This window comes from Phormidesmis sp. 146-12, from assembly GCF_052939495.1.
Genome location: NZ_JBJPHS010000038.1, coordinates 40,861 through 57,320, shown reverse-complemented (window position 1 = coordinate 57,320; position 16,460 = coordinate 40,861). Strand labels below are relative to the sequence as shown.

Annotated in this window: 14 protein-coding genes; 7 read left to right on the top strand and 7 right to left on the bottom strand. The window is 48.1% G+C overall.

Going from position 1 to position 16,460, the window contains the following annotated elements; translation table 11 throughout:
• The first annotated feature begins 244 nt into the window (after positions 1-244).
• The 5 genes from ACKFKF_RS17155 to ACKFKF_RS17135 all read left to right on the top strand — a co-directional run bounded on the left by ACKFKF_RS17155 (position 245) and on the right by ACKFKF_RS17135 (position 6,744).
• Complete coding sequence (locus ACKFKF_RS17155; protein ID WP_446868798.1) at positions 245-1,360, top strand: sensor histidine kinase KdpD; 1,116 nt, start codon at positions 245-247, stop codon at positions 1,358-1,360.
• A 108-nt stretch (positions 1,361-1,468) separates the two neighbouring features.
• Entirely contained in the window at positions 1,469-1,774 is a 306-nt protein-coding gene (locus ACKFKF_RS17150) for a TrkA C-terminal domain-containing protein (RefSeq protein WP_446868797.1), read from the top strand.
• A gap of 86 nt (positions 1,775-1,860) precedes the next feature.
• Positions 1,861-2,988 (top strand): universal stress protein, encoded by a 1,128-nt coding sequence (locus ACKFKF_RS17145; protein ID WP_446858112.1) that lies wholly within the window; start codon positions 1,861-1,863, stop codon positions 2,986-2,988.
• A gap of 372 nt (positions 2,989-3,360) precedes the next feature.
• Positions 3,361-4,899: a SagB/ThcOx family dehydrogenase gene (locus tag ACKFKF_RS17140; protein ID WP_446868796.1), complete on the top strand. Its 1,539-nt coding sequence runs from the start codon at positions 3,361-3,363 to the stop codon at positions 4,897-4,899.
• Between the two features lie 516 nt (positions 4,900-5,415).
• The gene (locus tag ACKFKF_RS17135) at positions 5,416-6,744 is read left to right on the top strand and encodes an NAD(P)/FAD-dependent oxidoreductase (protein ID WP_446868795.1); all 1,329 of its coding nucleotides are present in this window, start codon (positions 5,416-5,418) and stop codon (positions 6,742-6,744) included.
• Positions 6,745-6,765: 21 nt separating this feature from the next.
• Here ACKFKF_RS17135 and ACKFKF_RS17130 read toward each other — a convergent pair whose 3' ends face one another.
• From ACKFKF_RS17130 to ACKFKF_RS17115, 4 genes are all read right to left on the bottom strand, one after another.
• Entirely contained in the window at positions 6,766-7,839 is a 1,074-nt protein-coding gene (locus tag ACKFKF_RS17130; protein ID WP_446868794.1) for an ABC transporter ATP-binding protein, read from the bottom strand.
• A gap of 3 nt (positions 7,840-7,842) precedes the next feature.
• Positions 7,843-8,640, bottom strand: coding sequence for an ABC transporter permease (locus ACKFKF_RS17125; protein WP_446868793.1), 798 nt, complete (start codon positions 8,638-8,640; stop codon positions 7,843-7,845).
• Positions 8,637-9,512, bottom strand: coding sequence for an ABC transporter permease (locus ACKFKF_RS17120; RefSeq protein WP_446868792.1), 876 nt, complete (start codon positions 9,510-9,512; stop codon positions 8,637-8,639). The genes ACKFKF_RS17125 and ACKFKF_RS17120 overlap by 4 nt, the downstream gene beginning before the upstream one ends.
• Positions 9,513-9,632: 120 nt before the next feature.
• Positions 9,633-10,688: an ABC transporter substrate-binding protein gene (locus ACKFKF_RS17115; RefSeq protein ID WP_446868791.1), complete on the bottom strand. Its 1,056-nt coding sequence runs from the start codon at positions 10,686-10,688 to the stop codon at positions 9,633-9,635.
• 188 nt (positions 10,689-10,876) lie between these two features.
• Here ACKFKF_RS17115 and ACKFKF_RS17110 point away from each other — a divergent pair, with 188 nt between their 5' ends.
• Positions 10,877-11,563: a Uma2 family endonuclease gene (locus ACKFKF_RS17110; RefSeq protein ID WP_446868790.1), complete on the top strand. Its 687-nt coding sequence runs from the start codon at positions 10,877-10,879 to the stop codon at positions 11,561-11,563.
• On the opposite strand, the gene ACKFKF_RS17105 is transcribed toward ACKFKF_RS17110, so the two are convergent.
• The 3 genes from ACKFKF_RS17105 to folK all read right to left on the bottom strand — a co-directional run bounded on the left by ACKFKF_RS17105 (position 11,556) and on the right by folK (position 14,730).
• Positions 11,556-13,004: an FAD-binding domain-containing protein gene (locus tag ACKFKF_RS17105; RefSeq protein ID WP_446868789.1), complete on the bottom strand. Its 1,449-nt coding sequence runs from the start codon at positions 13,002-13,004 to the stop codon at positions 11,556-11,558. The two genes, ACKFKF_RS17110 and ACKFKF_RS17105, sit on opposite strands and share 8 nt — an antisense overlap.
• Before the next feature lie 596 nt (positions 13,005-13,600).
• A complete protein-coding gene (locus ACKFKF_RS17100) occupies positions 13,601-14,155 on the bottom strand; it encodes an NUDIX hydrolase (protein ID WP_446868788.1) in 555 nt (184 codons plus the stop codon).
• A gap of 77 nt (positions 14,156-14,232) precedes the next feature.
• Positions 14,233-14,730, bottom strand: a complete 498-nt coding sequence (gene folK, locus ACKFKF_RS17095; RefSeq protein WP_446868786.1) for a 2-amino-4-hydroxy-6-hydroxymethyldihydropteridine diphosphokinase — start codon at positions 14,728-14,730, stop codon at positions 14,233-14,235.
• 100 nt (positions 14,731-14,830) lie between these two features.
• Here folK and ACKFKF_RS17090 point away from each other — a divergent pair, with 100 nt between their 5' ends.
• On the top strand, positions 14,831-16,255 hold the full coding sequence (locus tag ACKFKF_RS17090; protein ID WP_446868785.1) for a carotenoid oxygenase family protein: 1,425 nt from the start codon (positions 14,831-14,833) through the stop codon (positions 16,253-16,255).
• The last annotated feature ends 205 nt before the right edge of the window (positions 16,256-16,460 follow it).

The window sequence follows — 16,460 nt, the reverse complement described above, 5'->3', positions numbered from 1 at the left end:
GCGAAGGTGGAAAATATTGCTTTTCGGCTTAGACCTCTTATTCCCGATAAAGTCTGTTTATTTGAATCCCCTTTACCTTTAAAGGAAGCGATCGTCTCACGAAAGATTAATCATTCAAATCCAGTGCAATCACAAGTATATTGGGCATTGCCTCAAAAGTTGAGACAGTCAAAACGATTTTGCACAAGTCACTTCAAATCAAGTCACTTCAAATCTAGTTAATCGTCAAAGGAAAGGTTTAACGGTGTGTTCCTTAGCTCCGAGGTTTAATTGCACTCATGAACGTCTGCCCCGTCGCGGTAAACACAAAATTTTTATTGGCATGGCTCCCGGTGTTGGCAAAACCTACAGAATGCTGGATGAAGCCCATCGTCTTAGACAAAGTGGGGTCGATGTGGTCATTGGTTTTTTGGACACCCACGATCGCCAGGAAACCACCGACAAATCGATTGGATTAGAAGTTATTCCGTCCAAAATCACCCTGAGAGAGGGACTCGTCTTGAGGGAACTCGATACAAATGCAGTGATTGAGCGCCATCCAAAATTAGTTTTAATTGACGAACTTGCTCACTCAAACTGTCACGATCGTTGTCAAGATATTGAAGCAATTTTGGCAGCGGGCATTGATATTTACTCCACCGTCAACATTCAACACATTAGCCATTTGAGTCGTCGGGTAGCACAAATCACAGGAACGATCGCAAGTAGCAGTCTTCCAGATTCTCTACTCGACAACGCTGAAGTAATTGTGGTCGATGCCACTCCAGAAACCCTGGAACAACGCTTGCTCAACGGAAAAATTTACCCGCCTGAGCAGATTGACGAGGCTTTGCAGGGCTTTTTTCAGCGTCGCAACCTGGTAGCTCTACGCGAACTAGCCCTTCGGGAAGTTGCTGATCAAATCGAAGGCACTCGCGCAGCCATTCAACGCCGCGAAGATGACTGCAATCTATCAACTAATTTTTGTCAGATTCACGAGCGTGTTTTAGTTTGTATTTCGACTGCTCCCAACTCTTTGCGATTGGTACAACGCGGCGCAAAACTTGCAGACTACATGAATGCTCCTCTTTATGTTTTGTTTGTTCAAAAATCTGAGCGATCGCCCACTAAATCTGAAGCCCGTTTTCTAGAGAGGTGTGAGCGAATTTGTCAAAAGTTTGATGCACAATTTATTCAAGCCACAGGAGAGCCTCTTGGGAAAGAAATCATTAAAGCTGCCCAATCTCATCGGATTACTCAAGTTGTTTTGGGCCAATCTGATCAGTCTTGCTGGCAAGTCTTTTGGCGCGAGTCATTGATCAATCAGCTTGTCCGATCGCTCAAACAAACAGATGTTCACATCATCTCAAACAGCCAGTAAGTCTGAACGTTAGACCTTTACTCTACTCACTTGCTAAAAACTATCCTTACTCTCGTGCCTAGCTGAAACATTCTTCAAAGATTACTCAACTTAGGACAAGGTGTAGCTATGGAACAAGAAAGAATTATGCTCTCAACAAGACCCGTCCAGCCAAGTTTGTTTGCAGTCAAAATTGAGTTCAATAGTAGCTATTGTGGAAGTCAGTTAGCCGATCTTCAGATTCCTGAGAAATGCTTAATTTTAGGGTGCTTGAGACAAGATCGAGTCATTCCCTTGAGCGAGAACCCTACTGTTCGTCTGGGAGATCACATTCTGGCAATGGCGTTTCATCCCATGATGGTTTCAGAGCTTGAGTTTGTTCTCAAAAAAACTTGTCCAGTTTATTATTCACTTCAGACTTGTTCTTTAGAATAAGTAAGACCCTGACTAAAGACATCTGACCGCAAATCCTCAAAAACTTTTATCGGTTACGCTGCTGTCCATATCATCATCTGTGCACGATGAAAAATTTGCCCAATCCCTCTCCTGATATCTCTTACATGCGGGCTGGTCGTCGTGGTAAGCACAAAGCCTTTATTGGCATGTCTCCCGGTGTGGGCAAAACTTACAAAATGCTGGAAGAAGGGCACCGTCTCAAAAAAGAAGGCACTGATGTGGTCATTGGTTTATTAGAAACCCACAATCGCCAGGAAACGATCGCCAAAGCCATCGGTTTAGAACTGGTGCCTCGACAACAGATTACCTGGTCAGGAGTGACGCTGACTGAGATGGATACCGATGCTATTTTGACTCGTCATCCTCAGTTAGTTTTAGTCGATGAGCTGGCTCACACCAACGTTCCTGGCTCTCAGCGAGAAAAACGCTATCAGGATGTTGAGGTGATTTTGGCGGCTGGAATCGATGTGTTTTCCACGGTCAACATTCAGCATTTAGAAAGCCTCAATGATCTGGTTGCGCGCATTACAGGCGTGGTTGTGAGAGAACGGATTCCCGATCGCCTGCTCGATGAAGCGGATGAAGTCGTCGTCGTCGATGTCACGCCAGAAACGTTAGAAGAGCGCCTCAAAGACGGCAAAATCTACGCTCCCGAAAAGATCGATCAGTCTCTACAAAACTTCTTTCAACGACGCAATCTGATTGCCCTACGAGAACTGGCCCTACGAGAACTGGCCGACAACGTAGAAGAAGACGCGATCGGAGTCGAAAACTCAACTCACAAAGCCCCTTATTGCAATGTCCGCGAACGAGTTTTGGTTTGTGTCTCAACTTATCCCAATGCTCTCCAACTGGTTCGACGTGGCTCCCGAATTGCTGGCTATATGCATGCGCCCTTCTATTGTTTGTTTGTTGATGATCCCGATCGCTTTCTCAACAAAGTAGAGAGCCTGCATATTGAAACTTGTGAGCGCCTCTGCCGAGAGTTTGAAGGAGAATTCATTCGGGTTGCAGGACATAACAAAGCAAAAGCGATCGCAGACATCGCTAGAGACTATCGAATCACCCAAATTGTCATTGGCGAAAGTCAGCGATCGTGGTGGAAAAATCTATTACATGGTTCATTAACTCAACAGCTGCTCAAATCTCTCAAGAACATAGACGTACATATCATTTCAGGTGAGAAAGATTGAAGGCATGAGGGATGAGGGATGAGGGATGAGGGATGTCCAAAGTCTTGATCTGATAGTCCTTTGTCAAGAAATCTAAGCTGCTCCAAAAAATGTGTTAGCTTTTCTCTTGTTAAAGAATTTACGTTTGAGGCTCCTGTACGTTGATCATGGTTTGCCAAATTAGATAAGTTTGTTGATTGGCACCGAGGCTGAACGATCGTGATCTGAGCTGTGCTGATTGGCGTGAGAACGATTCATACTGAGATCGAGCAATACTGTAACTTTTTCATCCCTCATCCTTCATCCCTTATCCTTCATCCCTCATCCCTCATCCCTCTTTCATCCCTTTCCATGTCAAGATCAGAGATAGCCGCAGCCCTTCCTTAGAGTCCTATGTCAGATCTTCCTGGATCGATCGCTCAACACTACCACGAGCGCACAAAATACAATCCTGAGACGATTAAAGTCAAAAGTAAGCCCCTCGATTGGAGCCAGCAGCCCGTTCCTTTTAAGGATTACAAACTGGGCACCCCTCTAGACCTCAAACCTTTTTTGAGACAAGACCCCAATGCGTTTGCTCAAGATGCGGTCAAAACCTGGTGGCGCAGACTGTCACATCTGCTGTTTTGTAGCTATGGCATCACGGGCATGATTCCCACGGGGGGCGACCCTCACTATTTGCGATCGTCTCCTTCGGCTGGAGGACTCTACCCCGCAGAAATTTACCTCCTCTCTCGTGGGACTCCGCTGCTCCCGGCTGGGCTGTATCACTATCAGGCAAACACTCATTCTCTCCTGCGATTTTGGGAAAGTGATATTTGGACGACGCTTCAATCTGCCTGCTTTTGGAATCCGACCCTCGAAGGGACACAGTTGGCGATCGTGGTGACAGCCGTGTTTTTTCGATCGGCATGGCGTTATCAGGATCGGGCCTACCGTCGAATTTTCTTGGACTCTGGCCACCTTTTGGGCAATTTAGAACTCGCCAGCGCCCTGAATGATTTTCGCCCCCATTTGATTGGCGGATTTGCAGATGAGGCAGTCAATCAATTGCTGTATCTGGATGCGGATCAGGAAGGTGCGATCGCCGTCATGCCTTTAGCCGATTTGCGAGAAGTTAACCAAAATTTGCCCCTGACGCGGACTGCGCTTCCTGCGACAACTCAGCGAGACTATCCCAAAATTGCCGATGGTGAACTGCTGCACTATCTGCATCACATCACCCAGATTCCTTCTGACCCTGCTGCCAAAGTTAACTGGAAGCTGCCCCCCACAGTTGGCGAACGATCGGATAAGTACAACTTTCCGTTTTGTCTAAAAGTCTCTACCGCGTCACCCGCGATCGCCTGGGGCAGCCAGCTAGAAAATTTAGAACAAGCAATCTTAAAGCGACGATCGACCCGTGGCTACAGTGGCCAATCCCTAACCTTAGAAGAGTTAAATGCGCTGCTTGACTTCACGTATCAACCCCAACACTACATTGACCAGGATTTAGATGGATCGCCCGACTACTTTGATCTAAGTTTGGTCGAAACCTTTATTGCAGTCTCTTCGGTCGATGGGCTAGAAGAAGGCTGTTATTACTACGCTCCGAGAGCGCAAGAACTGCGTCAGATTCGATTTAAAAACTTTCGCCGAGAGCTACATTATCTCTGTCTGAGCCAGGATTTGGGACGCGATGCTGGGGCGGTTTTGTTTCACACAGCCGATTTGCAAAGGGCGATCGAACAATATGGCGATCGGGCTTACCGCTACCTGCATATGGATGCTGGACACCTGGGACAACGGCTCAATCTGGGTGCAATCCAACTCGGTTTGGGAGTCAGTGGCATTGCTGGTTTTTTTGATGACCAGGTAAACGAGGTATTGGGCATTCCTCCAGATGAAGCTGTTTTGTACATTACAACTTTGGGACGATCGCGCCTGCAATAAATGATGAAAATGAAGGATGAAGGCTCTACTCTTCTAAACCAATGACCATGAGTAATTGTTCTTAAGCCAGTGATATTCACTCACCATCATCAATTGAATCAACTCGTTTCTCGATCGCAGATCATTCAAAATAATCATTCAAATATCTTTAGCCCCTTGAATAAGGAGATCTGTTAGAGTACGAATGGTTGTGGATACCAATTCTTCATGAAGCTGGCTGTCTTTTGATCCCTCCTAACCCCCCTTAAAAGCTGCCGTGTACACACAAGTAGATCGATCGGTCATTGCTGAGATCCTTTGCCCCCTAAATCCCCCAAAAATGGGGGACTTTGAGCCGTCGTCATGGCTTTGAACTTTGGAAATCTTTTCTTTGTCAAAGTCCCCCAGCATGGGGGATTTAGGGGGCTAAAGCCGCTTGAAACGAAGCGGCAAGGACTTGTATGTACACAGCAGCCTTAAAAGAGGAGAAAATAAAAGTCTGGTTCCCTTTTTAACGGAGTTAGGGGAATCTGATCTGTGCAAAGTTCTCTAAAGAAGTTCTCTAAAGAGTTGCTGACGATCGGAGTCGGGTGTCACAATCCAGGTTCAAACTTTATTCAACAAATTCCTTTGTCTCTTCAATCTCTCAAAGTCGTGACGATCGGCGGCGGTGCGGCTGGTTTCTTTGGTGCAATCTGCGCGGCTCAAAAGCACCCTCACGCTCAAGTCACTCTACTCGAAGCGGGTCGTCAACCTCTGGCCAAAGTGCGGATTTCGGGGGGCGGACGCTGTAATGTGACTCATGCTTGTTTTGATCCGGCAATTCTAGTTCAGCATTATCCTAGAGGCGGCAAGGCTTTGCGGGGAGCGTTTAGCCAGTTTCAAGCCAAGGATACGGTGGAGTGGTTTACCGATCGCCAGGTCAAACTCAAAACCGAACCTGATGGACGCATGTTTCCAACGACGGACAATTCAGAAACGATCGCCAATTGTTTAATCGAGCAAGCTCACGATGCCGGGGTAAATCTCTGCGTCGGTGCAGGCGTGAAGTCGGTTGAGAAGAAAGACGACGGCTTTAAGATTGAACTGCGATCAGGGGAAGTGTTGACCGCCGATCGAGTGATTTTGGCAACAGGCAGCAGTCCTCAAGGCTACGAATTCGCGCGATCTCTGGGACATACTATTGAATCTCCCGTTCCCTCACTGTTTACGTTCAACGTTGAGGACGATCGACTACAAGAATTGCCCGGAATTGCGGTCGATCCGGTACGGTTGCGTTTACAAGTGGGTGACAGCAAGTTAGAACAGACGGGCGCATTGTTGGTGACGCACTGGGGCTTGAGTGGGCCCGCCGTTTTGAAGCTATCTGCCTGGGGTGCAAGAGCCTTACATGAAGATCACTATCAAGCGACGCTGACGATCAATTGGCTCCCCCAGCAAAATCCTGAAGCACTTCGACAACAGCTATTAGCGGTGAAATCACAACTGCCCCAACGAGCGATCGCTTCTAGTTGTCCTGTCATTTTGCCGCGTCGTCTCTGGGAGCGTCTGACCAATTCTGTCGGCATCCAAAAGCAAACTCGCTGGGCGGAACTTTCTAACAAAACGCTAAATCTGTTGATCCAGGAACTCACTCAAGGACAGTATAAAGTCAACGGCAAAGGCGTTTTTAAGGAGGAATTCGTGACCTGTGGCGGCGTAAATCTCAAAGAAGTTAACTTCAAAACAATGGAAAGTCGCTGTTGCCCTGGTCTTTATTTGGCGGGTGAAATTCTAGACATTGACGGCGTGACGGGAGGCTTTAACTTTCAGAGCGCTTGGACGACGGCTTGGATTGCGGGACAAGCGATCGGTCAGGATGAATAGCACTGTAGATTCAACGTCAAGCTAGGTTTTGATCACAATGCAGTCTTGAGCATTCCAGGAGAGGGTTTGTCCAGATTGGTCGCCCCGCCCGTTACAGAGTTGAGTTACCGTGAGTGAACCGATCGCCGTTTCCATCTGAGATTGCAGCAGTTGACCGATATAAGTAACCGTCTGAATTTTGCCCGCTATCTGGTTGTCCGCTGTACCTAAATGATTGACTTGCAGCCGTTCTGGACGAATCATCAGCGTCACTTTATCCCCGATTTGAACGGAATTGTTGGGCGAAATCGCCTCGATCGTTGCCCCATTCACACTCACACGACAATCGTCATTCGTGACTTCGAGAACGCGACCTTGAAGAAAACTAGCCTTGCCGATAAACTGCGCGACAAATAGAGAATTGGGTCGATCGTAGATTTCTTTGGGTGTACCAAGTTGTTGAATTTGGCCCTTGTGCATGACGGCAATGCGATCGGACAGTGCCAGCGCTTCTTCCTGATCGTGAGTGACGTAGATGAATGTGAGGTTAGTTTGACGCTGCAATTCTCGCAGTTCTTGGCGCACCTCTTCCCGAATTTTGGCATCCAGTGCAGACAATGGCTCATCGAGTAAAAGCACTTTTGGCTGACTGATCAGGGCACGCGCCAGCGCAACTCGCTGCTGTTGACCGCCCGAAAGTTGAGCAGGACGACGATCGCCCAATTCGTCAATCCGAAATCGTTTCAGCGATTCTTGAATCCGAGGCGCAATGTCACTTTTAGAAACGTTGGCGATCGTCAGTGGATATGCAATATTCTCAGCCACCGTCAGATGCGGAAAGAGCGCATAGCTTTGAAAAACCGTGTGAACATCCCGGCGATAGGGCGGCCGCATCGTCACCTCTTCTCCCCCGACAAACACGCGCCCATATTCAGGAATATCGAATCCCCCAATCAAGCGCAGTGTCGTTGTTTTGCCCGATCCACTCGACCCCAACAGCGAAAAAAACTCCCCCGCCCGCACGTCGATCGTCACATCCTGAACCGCATACACCTCCCCCTTCGCCGTCGGATAAACCTTACTCACCGACTCCAAATAAACCACACTATCTTTCATGTTTCATCCCTCATCCCTCATCCCTCCCAGCCTCTGACTCATCAACACCAGCATTGTACTGGCCAGCAAAATCAGAGTAGCGATCGCTGCAATTTCTGGCGTGATATTCGTTCGCAGTCGTCCCCAAATTTCCATTGGCAACGTGTTTTCGCGTCCGGTCAGAAATATGGTAACGATCACTTCATCAAATGAGAGCGTGAACGCTAATAAAGCACCTGCGATCAAAGCGCTACGAATATAAGGAAGAATGACTCCAGTAAAGACCTGTGCTGGCTTTGCGCCTAAATCGTAAGCGGCTTCTTCGAGACTGCGGGGAAACTGACTCAGGCGGGTAAAAATCGAGCCAAGGGCGACAGGTAAACCAAACACCGCATGACCCAAAATCACCGTCCAGAGCGAAAGTTCAAATCCCAAATCAGAAAGATACGCCAGCATCGCTACCCCAGTCACCACTCCAGGCAGCAAAATCGGTAAATTAATCGCAATCCGAAAGGCATTTTTACCAAAAAATTGATAGCGATAAATTGCAAATGCAGCTAATAATCCTAACGTTGTGGCGATCGCCGTCGCCATTGTTGCCACTTTGAGAGAATTGATCAGCGCCAGTTGGAGAGCCGTGTCATGGTAAGCGCGATCGTACCAGTCCAGCGTGAATCCTCGAAACGGCAGAGACAGAATTTTGGAGTCGTTGAAACTCATGAGAATCAGAACAGCGATCGGCAGATACAAAAAGGCAAAAACCAATATTGTCCAGATTCCCAAAAACCACGGTCTGCGCTGAGTTCTCGGTGTTAGAGTCAATTTTCTAGCGCTCCTTGTTTGAGAACGATCGCCAATCCGCTAAACACAATCAACATCACAATCAAAGCAAACGCTGCACCCAACGGAAAATTGTAAGCGACACCAAACTGAGACGCAATAATGTTTCCTAACAGGATGCCGCTAGAGCTGCCAACTAAACTCGGTGTAATAAAATCTCCCATCGTCAGAGAGAATACATTAATGGAGCCTGCCAGAATCCCAGGTGCAACGAGCGGAAGAATCACCCGACGAAAAGTAGTGAACGGAGGCGCATTCAGATCGGCAGACGCTTCGAGAAGGTCGTTGGGTAACCGCTCAAATGCTGTGATGATTGGCAAAATCATAAAGGGTAACCAAACATGCACAAACGTTAAAGTCGTCGAAAACTGATTGTATAGAAAAAGTTGACTGGGTTCTTTGAGCAGTCCGATCGACAACAGCGCCGTATTGAGAATGCCGTTGTAGCCGAGGATAATTTTCCAGGCGAAGACTCGGACGAGATAGCTTGACCACAAGGGTAGAATGACCAGAATCGTGAGCAGACTTCGATAGCGATCGCTATACTTCGCCACAAAGTAACCCAACGGCAGGGCGATTACAATATCGATCAGGGTGACACTCAAGGCAGTCCAGACGGTACGAATGATCACCGATCGATAAGAAGGATTGCTAAAAATCGCCTGAAAGTTTGCAAAACTGAATTCTTTCACCACATCGTAAGACTCCAATCTCCAAATGCTGTAAGAGATGAGGAGTGCGATCGGAATGAAATACAACAGTGACATCCAAAGTAACGGCGGAATTAACGTTGCATACAATCCTAACGATTGAGATTGACGACGCTTTTGTAATGGATTATTGATTGCTGTCATTTAGATGCTAAAAGAACAAAGTGCATCTTCGCACACTAACGAGGTGATTCTAACAGCTAGTCCACGGAGGTGGACTTCGGTCTGATAGCCGCGAATTGATTCTTATTTGATTCACAATCCTTAGCTGCGAATTTCATTCCAGACTTGTACCCAGCGATCGTAGTTGGGGACGTTTTGCCACATCTTAATTTGCTGGTGTAGAGACAGGTCATCCATAAACAATTCTTTGGCTCGTTTTGCGCCCACGGCTTTGACTCCTAATTCAGTTGCACCCGAATAGCCTGTGACATCCATTACGCCTTTTTGGCCGTCTTCGCTCAGGATGAAGTCAACCCACTGATAAGCTGCGTCTGAGTTGCGAGAATTTTTGGAAATCATCCACGAATCTGTCCATCCGGTGAGCTTGCCTTTGGGCGTGACAGAAGCGATCGGGAACCCTTCAGATTTGAGTTGTGTGTAGGTCAACGGCCAGGCATGAGCTAGGACAATTTCACCCGATTGAAATAGGTTTGCCAATTCGCCAGCCGTTGTCCAAAATTTGCGGACATTGGGCCGTAGTTCCAACAGTTTTGCTTTCACGTCTGCCAGATCTGCGTCGGTGAGATTGTAGGGATCGTCTTTGCCCAACCATAATGCAACGTCAGCGATCGTCATCGGGTTGTCGGGCAGTGAGATTTTTCCGGCATACTTGGGATCAAACAGTACATCCCAGGATTGAGGTGCAGACTTGACTTTCTCAGTGTTGTAAAGCAAAACATTCGGCCCCCAGGCAAAGGTTACACCATAAGGTTTTCCGTCAAAGGTATTCCACTTTCCACCTTGAAATGAGTCAAATACAGTGCTGTAGTTTTGCAATTTAGCTGTGTCGATCGCTTGCACCAAACCCGCTTTGTACAACCGTTGAGTAATGTCTCCCGAAGCCGAAATCAGATCATAGGTGCGTCCTTTTCCGGTGCGAAATTTGGCAAACATTTCATCGCTCGACCCGGCATAAGTGGCTTTGATCGTGCAGCCTGTTTTTTCCGCAAATTCTTTAGTAAATGATGAATCGGTGTAGCCTTCCCAAACGATCGCAGACAACTCACAAGTCGCCGCCTGCACAGGTTTCATCGGTAAAAGAATTGAGAATACGCTCACTAAGCCAGCGAATAAGACAATGCTCAAACGGTGCCACATAGTTGTTTCCCCTTGATCCAGATAACAGTAATGATCAACGAAGTCGATCGCTCAGTTGATAAACTTGAAAAATTGTAATATTGATCGCTTTTCTGAATTGTTGGCCATGACCGCAACGACATTGTTTTGACGCGATCGTTGATAATAGAAGTCAACCTAGAAATCAACCCGTTGCCAGGAAACGTCTTATGAATCTGACAGCGCAACAACTAGAGGCTCTGATGCCTGACGCAACTCAACTGTTGAGCGATGAGCCAGAGATGGAAAGTTCTTTGCACTATACGCAGCTTGCTCTGTTGGTGGCTTGTCTAGAGTTTTTGTGGCGCGATCGTACGGACTTTTTTATCGGTGCCAATCTCACGATTTATTTCAGTCGTCAGCAGTTGAGAAACCGGGACTTTCGCGGGCCAGACTTCTTTCTGGTCAAGCAAACTGCCAAAGTGCCGCGCAACTCTTGGGTCACCTGGGAGGAAGACGGCAAATATCCCAACTTGATTATCGAGTTGTTGTCTATTTCTACTGCTGATACCGATCGCAATCTCAAGAAGACGCTTTACCAAGATCGCTTTCGGACTCCAGAATACTTTTGGTTTTCACCAGAGAGTTTGGAGTTTGCCGGATTTCGGTTAGTGGGGCATCAGTATCAACCCATTGCACCCGGTCAGAATAATTGGCTTTGGAGCCAAGAGTTAGACCTCTTTTTAGGAATCGAAAACCGCCAACTTCGCTACTTTACCGCAGACGGAAATCTAGTGCCGACTCCCCAAGAACGAGCAGAACAACTGGCTGAACAGGCTTCTCAAGCCGCTAACCGTTCAAATCAACTGGCTGAATACTTACGATCGCTTGGCATTGACCCCGACACGATTAGCTAACTTCTGATTTGTCGCCTGTGAGTTCTCTTTGCTGTTGATATTGTTGTTTAAAGTGGCGTTGTTGTTGGTTGTGATCGACGATCGGCGCGGGATAGTTGCAGCGATTGCGATCGTATTCCGAAATCGTTCCAGAAATGAGATCTTTCGTATCCACACTGCGAAGCTCTGGTAACCATTTGCGAATGTATTCTGCATCAGGGTCAAATTTCTTGGCTTGACTCGCAGGGTTAAAAATCCGCAATGGTTTTGGATCCATGCCGCTGGATGCACTCCATTGCCAGCCACCATTATTGGCAGACAGATCCCCATCGTAGAGCCTTTCCATAAAGTACTTTTCACCCAATCGAAAATCAACCAGCAAATCCTTCGTCAAAAAGCTGGCTACGATCATTCGGCAACGGTTGTGCATCCAGGCGGTTTCATTCATTTGACGCATCGCAGCATCGACGATCGGATACCCCGTCATCCCCTCACACCACGCCTGAAAATAATCCTCATTGTTCTCCCAGGGAAAGGTCTTTAGCACCTTGCGATAGGCACCCTCCGCCAACTCTGGGAAGTGATACATGACATCCTGATAAAACTCTCTCCAAGCGATCTCTTGCCGCCAAGTTTGAATGCTGGCTTGCGTTTCATCACTGCGGCTTTGCTCCATTGCGTTGATCGTTGCCGCCCAGACCGATCGCACCCCAATTACCCCAAACTTCAATGCAGCACTCAGGATCGAAGTCCCCGGATTAGCCGGAAAGTTGCGCTGTTCTTGATATTCATTAATCGCCGATCGCGTAAATTCTTCTAGTCGATCTTTAGCTGCCTGTTCTCCGGGTTGCAGCATCAGTGGATTGTCCCACACAAAACCGAGATCCTTGGCGCTTGGAAGGGCGATCGTTCCGGCTTGTTTTGCAACCTCGATTTCCGGCTCTGTCAGACCTTCTGCGTTTGCGAGATCAGGGGCGGGGGCTGCTTTGGGTTTGCTGTTCCAGTTTCGCCAAAAGGGACTGTAAACAGTGTAAGGCTCTCCCGATCCCGACTTGATGTCTTCGGGCGAGTGGAGGAGTTGATCCCAAAATGTTTTGACTTCGATGCTGGTCTGATTGAGGGACTGAATGACGGTGCGATCGCGATCGCGGGCGTAAGGCTCTACATCATAGTTAAAGAAGACGGCTTTGGCGTTGAGCGTGTTGGCTAGTCGGGGCAAGCCTTTTCGAGGGTCATCCTGCAAGATCAGAAGTTGGCTGCCTGCTTCGGCATACCGTTGTTGAAGTGACTGCAAACTGCCGATCAGATAAGTGACTCGCGCAGGCGCAACATCGATCAACAGGCTGGGATCAAGACAAAAAACGCCTACCACTTTGGTACTCTGTTGACGCGCAGTAGCCAACCCAATATTGTCAGAAGTTCGCAGATCCCGACGGTGCCAAAACAAGATTAGATCAGACATAGAGAAGACATTAAACCTTGAACTGGGACTTTAGATCTTAGACTTTTTGATGAGGTTGATTAATCCTCTTAAAGTCTCATACCAAACCAAATCAATTTGTTATTACAACCGATCTTCGACCTCCCCCAACACCTCATAATTGTGATAATTGTGGATTTAATAAAACCGACCATTGCGTAGGGTGTGTTGAGCGATAGAGAAAGGCACCGCCAACGGTTGCAATCGGTGCGTCTTGCGTGGCTCAACACACCCTACAAAATCCGATATTATTCAATTCTCATTCCTGAGCAAGGCGATCGTGTGCACAAGTCGATCGATCTGTGTAGCGCCGAGATGCTTTGCCCCCCAATCCCTCAAAATGGGGGACTTTGAGAAAGAAAGGCTTCTAGAAGGCAAAAACTTCTCAGGAGTTTAAAGCTTCTCAGAGATTTAGGGGGCAGCAGCCGACTGAAACGGAGACAATCAACGACCTATGTGTACACCGTAGCCTCAGTAAAGCGGGGATCTAGAAGATCCCACTACTGCCAAGTCCTAATTTTTCGACTGTTTCGCATCCTCTAGATCAAAATTATCAACCCTTCTCCAAAGTCCAACGTCTAAACCCCCTCCAACAAGGGCCGGGCCAGCATCAAGCTACAGATCGATTTTGCGTCTGAGATTGTGCCTTCCTGGATTGCTTTTTCGACTTCTTGAAGTGTCATCAAAACGGTTTCAATGTCTTCGTCGTCGTCTTGGTTGGGTGGATTTTCTAGCAATTCTAAATCGGTTGCCAAAAATGCGTAGATCACTTCATCTGAGTAGCCAGGTGCGAGAAAAAATTCGCCTAGCTTCTTCCACTGGCTTGCTTTGTAGCCGATTTCTTCCTGGATTTCGCGCTCGATCGTCTCTAGCGGATCTTCTCCTGGCTCAACGGTTCCCGCTGGAAATTCTAACAAACGACCCTGTACAGTAAAGCGATACTGCCGGGTCAAAACTAGCTTACCGTCAGGCGTAATGGGCACTGCAAGCGCGCCTCCCGGATGACGAATACATTCCCAGTCACCCTCTGCACGATTGGGTAACCGGAGCCGATTCACTTCAAAGTTGAACTTGCGACCCTTATAGGAAAGGCGCTGTTTCAGGAGTTGAGGAGGTTCTGAACCCAGGGGCATGTGGTAAGGGGGGTGAGGGGTTTAAGGGGGAGAGGAAGGGAGGAGGGAGGAGGGAGGAGGGATGAAAAAAGAGTGGGTTAGGTAAGTTTTTTGAGGTCAGAGGGGTCTAACATTTGGGCGAGTTGGGCGATCGCTCTTCCAGAAACGGGTTCGATCCAGTCGGGGGCAATTTCGGCTAAGGGAACCAGCACAAAGGCGCGATCGGACATTCTGGGATGCGGGATTTTTAGATGAGCCGTGTTCAGGATTACATCATTAAACAGGAGCAGGTCTAAGTCAAGTGTCCGAGGCCCCCATTGTTCTTGGCGGATGCGTCCAAATTGAGTTTCGATACTGAGCAGGGTTTGTAGCAGTTGATCGGGGGTGAGCGTAGTTTTGAGCAGGGCGCAGCCGTTAAGGTAGTCGGGCTGAGGGGGACTGTCTGGCAGGGTGACGGCTTTGGTTTGATACCAATGCGATCGCGTTTCGACTTTGATCCCCATGCTGCAATCGAGCCTTTCTAGCGCAGCGTCTAAAATCAGTTGAGAGTCGCCTAAATTACTACCAAGGGCGATCGCGCAATCTACAAATTCCATTAATTTTTCATTAGACAAGAGACCTTAGATGTTGGACGAGAGACAAAAGTTTAACGTCAAAGGCCCACGCTAGACTAGAAGACTGATTTAGGAGACGATCGTGACCAGTTCCCTGACTAAGAAGACTTGGGCAAAGGCAATTTTACACACGGCAACCGGATTTGAGCCGACTCCTTTGGCGATTTTGTCTGGGGCCATTCCATCGGGCTTACAAGGATCACTTTATCGCAATGGGCCGGGGCGGTTAGAGCGGGGCGGACAGCCTGTAGGACATTGGTTTGATGGCGATGGGGCGGTGTTGGGCGTTCATTTTAGGGCGGCGGGTGCGACGGGCGTTTATCGCTATGTGCAGAGTGTAGAATTTCAGGAAGAAGAACGGGCGGGACGGTTTATCTATGGTGGCTATGGCATGATGCCGCCGGGGGCGATTTGGGATCGGTTTAAGGCTACTAAGAATGCTGGAAATACGTCTGTGTTGGCGCTGCCCGATCGCCTCCTCGCCCTCTGGGAAGGTGGACATCCCTATGGGCTGGATTTAGAAACTCTGGAAACTCGCGGCTTTGATGATCTGGGAGGTTTGCCCAAATCGCTGCCGTTTTCTGCCCATCCCAAACGCGACCCTCAAACAGGAGACATCTACAATTTTGGCGTGAGTTTTGGCAAAACAGCCACCCTAAATCTCTATCGCATCAGCGCAAACGGAACGCTAAAACAAAGAAGCAGTACCGCTTTAGAGGGATATCCTTTACTGCATGACTTTGTGATGGCTGGGAAGTATCTCATCTTTTTTGTGCCGCCCACTCGCCTAAATCCTCTGCCCGTACTGGCTCGATTAAAAAGCTTTAGTGATGCGTTTTCGTGGCAGCCAGAGCGGGGAACTCAGATCCTTGTGGTCGATCGCGACACGCTAAAAGTCGTCAGTCAAGGTGAAACAGCCCCGTGGTATCAATGGCACTTTGGCAACGGTTATTTGGATACAGATGGAAACGCTGTTGTGAGCGTGGTGAAGTATGCTGACTTTAATACAAATCAGTATCTAAAAGAGATTGCTACAGGTGAGATTCAAACAATCGCAAAACCAACACTCTGGCAAATCCGAATTAATCCACACTCTGCAACAGTGCTGGAGATCACTGAACTGCTCGATCGTCCCTGCGAATTCCCCATTGTCAAGCCTCAAGAAGTCGGTCAGCCTGCACGATACACCTACTTATCGATTCATCGGTTGGGGGCAGATTTGAGGCAAGAAGTGTTTGGAGCGATCGCTCGTTTCGATCAATCCACGGGAGCGTTAGTCGAAGCCAATTTGGGAGACAATCACTATCCAACGGAGCCAATTTACGCCCCCGATTCTGAAGATCTCGATCGCGGCTGGATTCTCACCATTGTCTATGATGGAGATCGCGATCGCAGTGAGGTTTGGATCTTTGATAGCGATCGCCTGGATGATTCTCCCGTCTGTCGTTTAGCATTGCCAGAAGTGATTCCTCTCGGATTCCACGGCACCTGGAAACCTGCTGCTTGATTCAAGAGAACGCAAGCAATTTAGAATGCTTATTAGACCTCCTGCGCGAAGCCGGAAACGCCCCCCAAATCCCCCACAAGTGAGGGACTTTGAGCCAAGACTTGCGGTTTCAAAGTCCCCCAGAATGGGGGATTTAGGGGGCACAAGCCGACCCAAACGGAGCAAGACCTAAGCAGCAGGTGACATCGAAAATTCTATTCATGCA

Bases quoted from the DNA above. Each gene is read 5' to 3' on its own strand.
- ACKFKF_RS17150 (WP_446868797.1), top strand. From the start codon at position 1,469: ATGGAACAAGAAAGAATTATGCTCTCAACAAGACCCGTCCAGCCAAGT.
- ACKFKF_RS17145 (WP_446858112.1), top strand. From the start codon at position 1,861: ATGAAAAATTTGCCCAATCCCTCTCCTGATATCTCTTACATGCGGGCT.
- ACKFKF_RS17140 (WP_446868796.1), top strand. From the start codon at position 3,361: ATGTCAGATCTTCCTGGATCGATCGCTCAACACTACCACGAGCGCACA.
- ACKFKF_RS17130 (WP_446868794.1), bottom strand. From the start codon at position 7,839: ATGAAAGATAGTGTGGTTTATTTGGAGTCGGTGAGTAAGGTTTATCCG.
- ACKFKF_RS17120 (WP_446868792.1), bottom strand. From the start codon at position 9,512: ATGACAGCAATCAATAATCCATTACAAAAGCGTCGTCAATCTCAATCG.
- ACKFKF_RS17115 (WP_446868791.1), bottom strand. From the start codon at position 10,688: ATGTGGCACCGTTTGAGCATTGTCTTATTCGCTGGCTTAGTGAGCGTA.
- ACKFKF_RS17110 (WP_446868790.1), top strand. From the start codon at position 10,877: ATGAATCTGACAGCGCAACAACTAGAGGCTCTGATGCCTGACGCAACT.
- ACKFKF_RS17105 (WP_446868789.1), bottom strand. From the start codon at position 13,004: ATGTCTGATCTAATCTTGTTTTGGCACCGTCGGGATCTGCGAACTTCT.
- ACKFKF_RS17100 (WP_446868788.1), bottom strand. From the start codon at position 14,155: ATGCCCCTGGGTTCAGAACCTCCTCAACTCCTGAAACAGCGCCTTTCC.
- folK (WP_446868786.1), bottom strand. From the start codon at position 14,730: ATGGAATTTGTAGATTGCGCGATCGCCCTTGGTAGTAATTTAGGCGAC.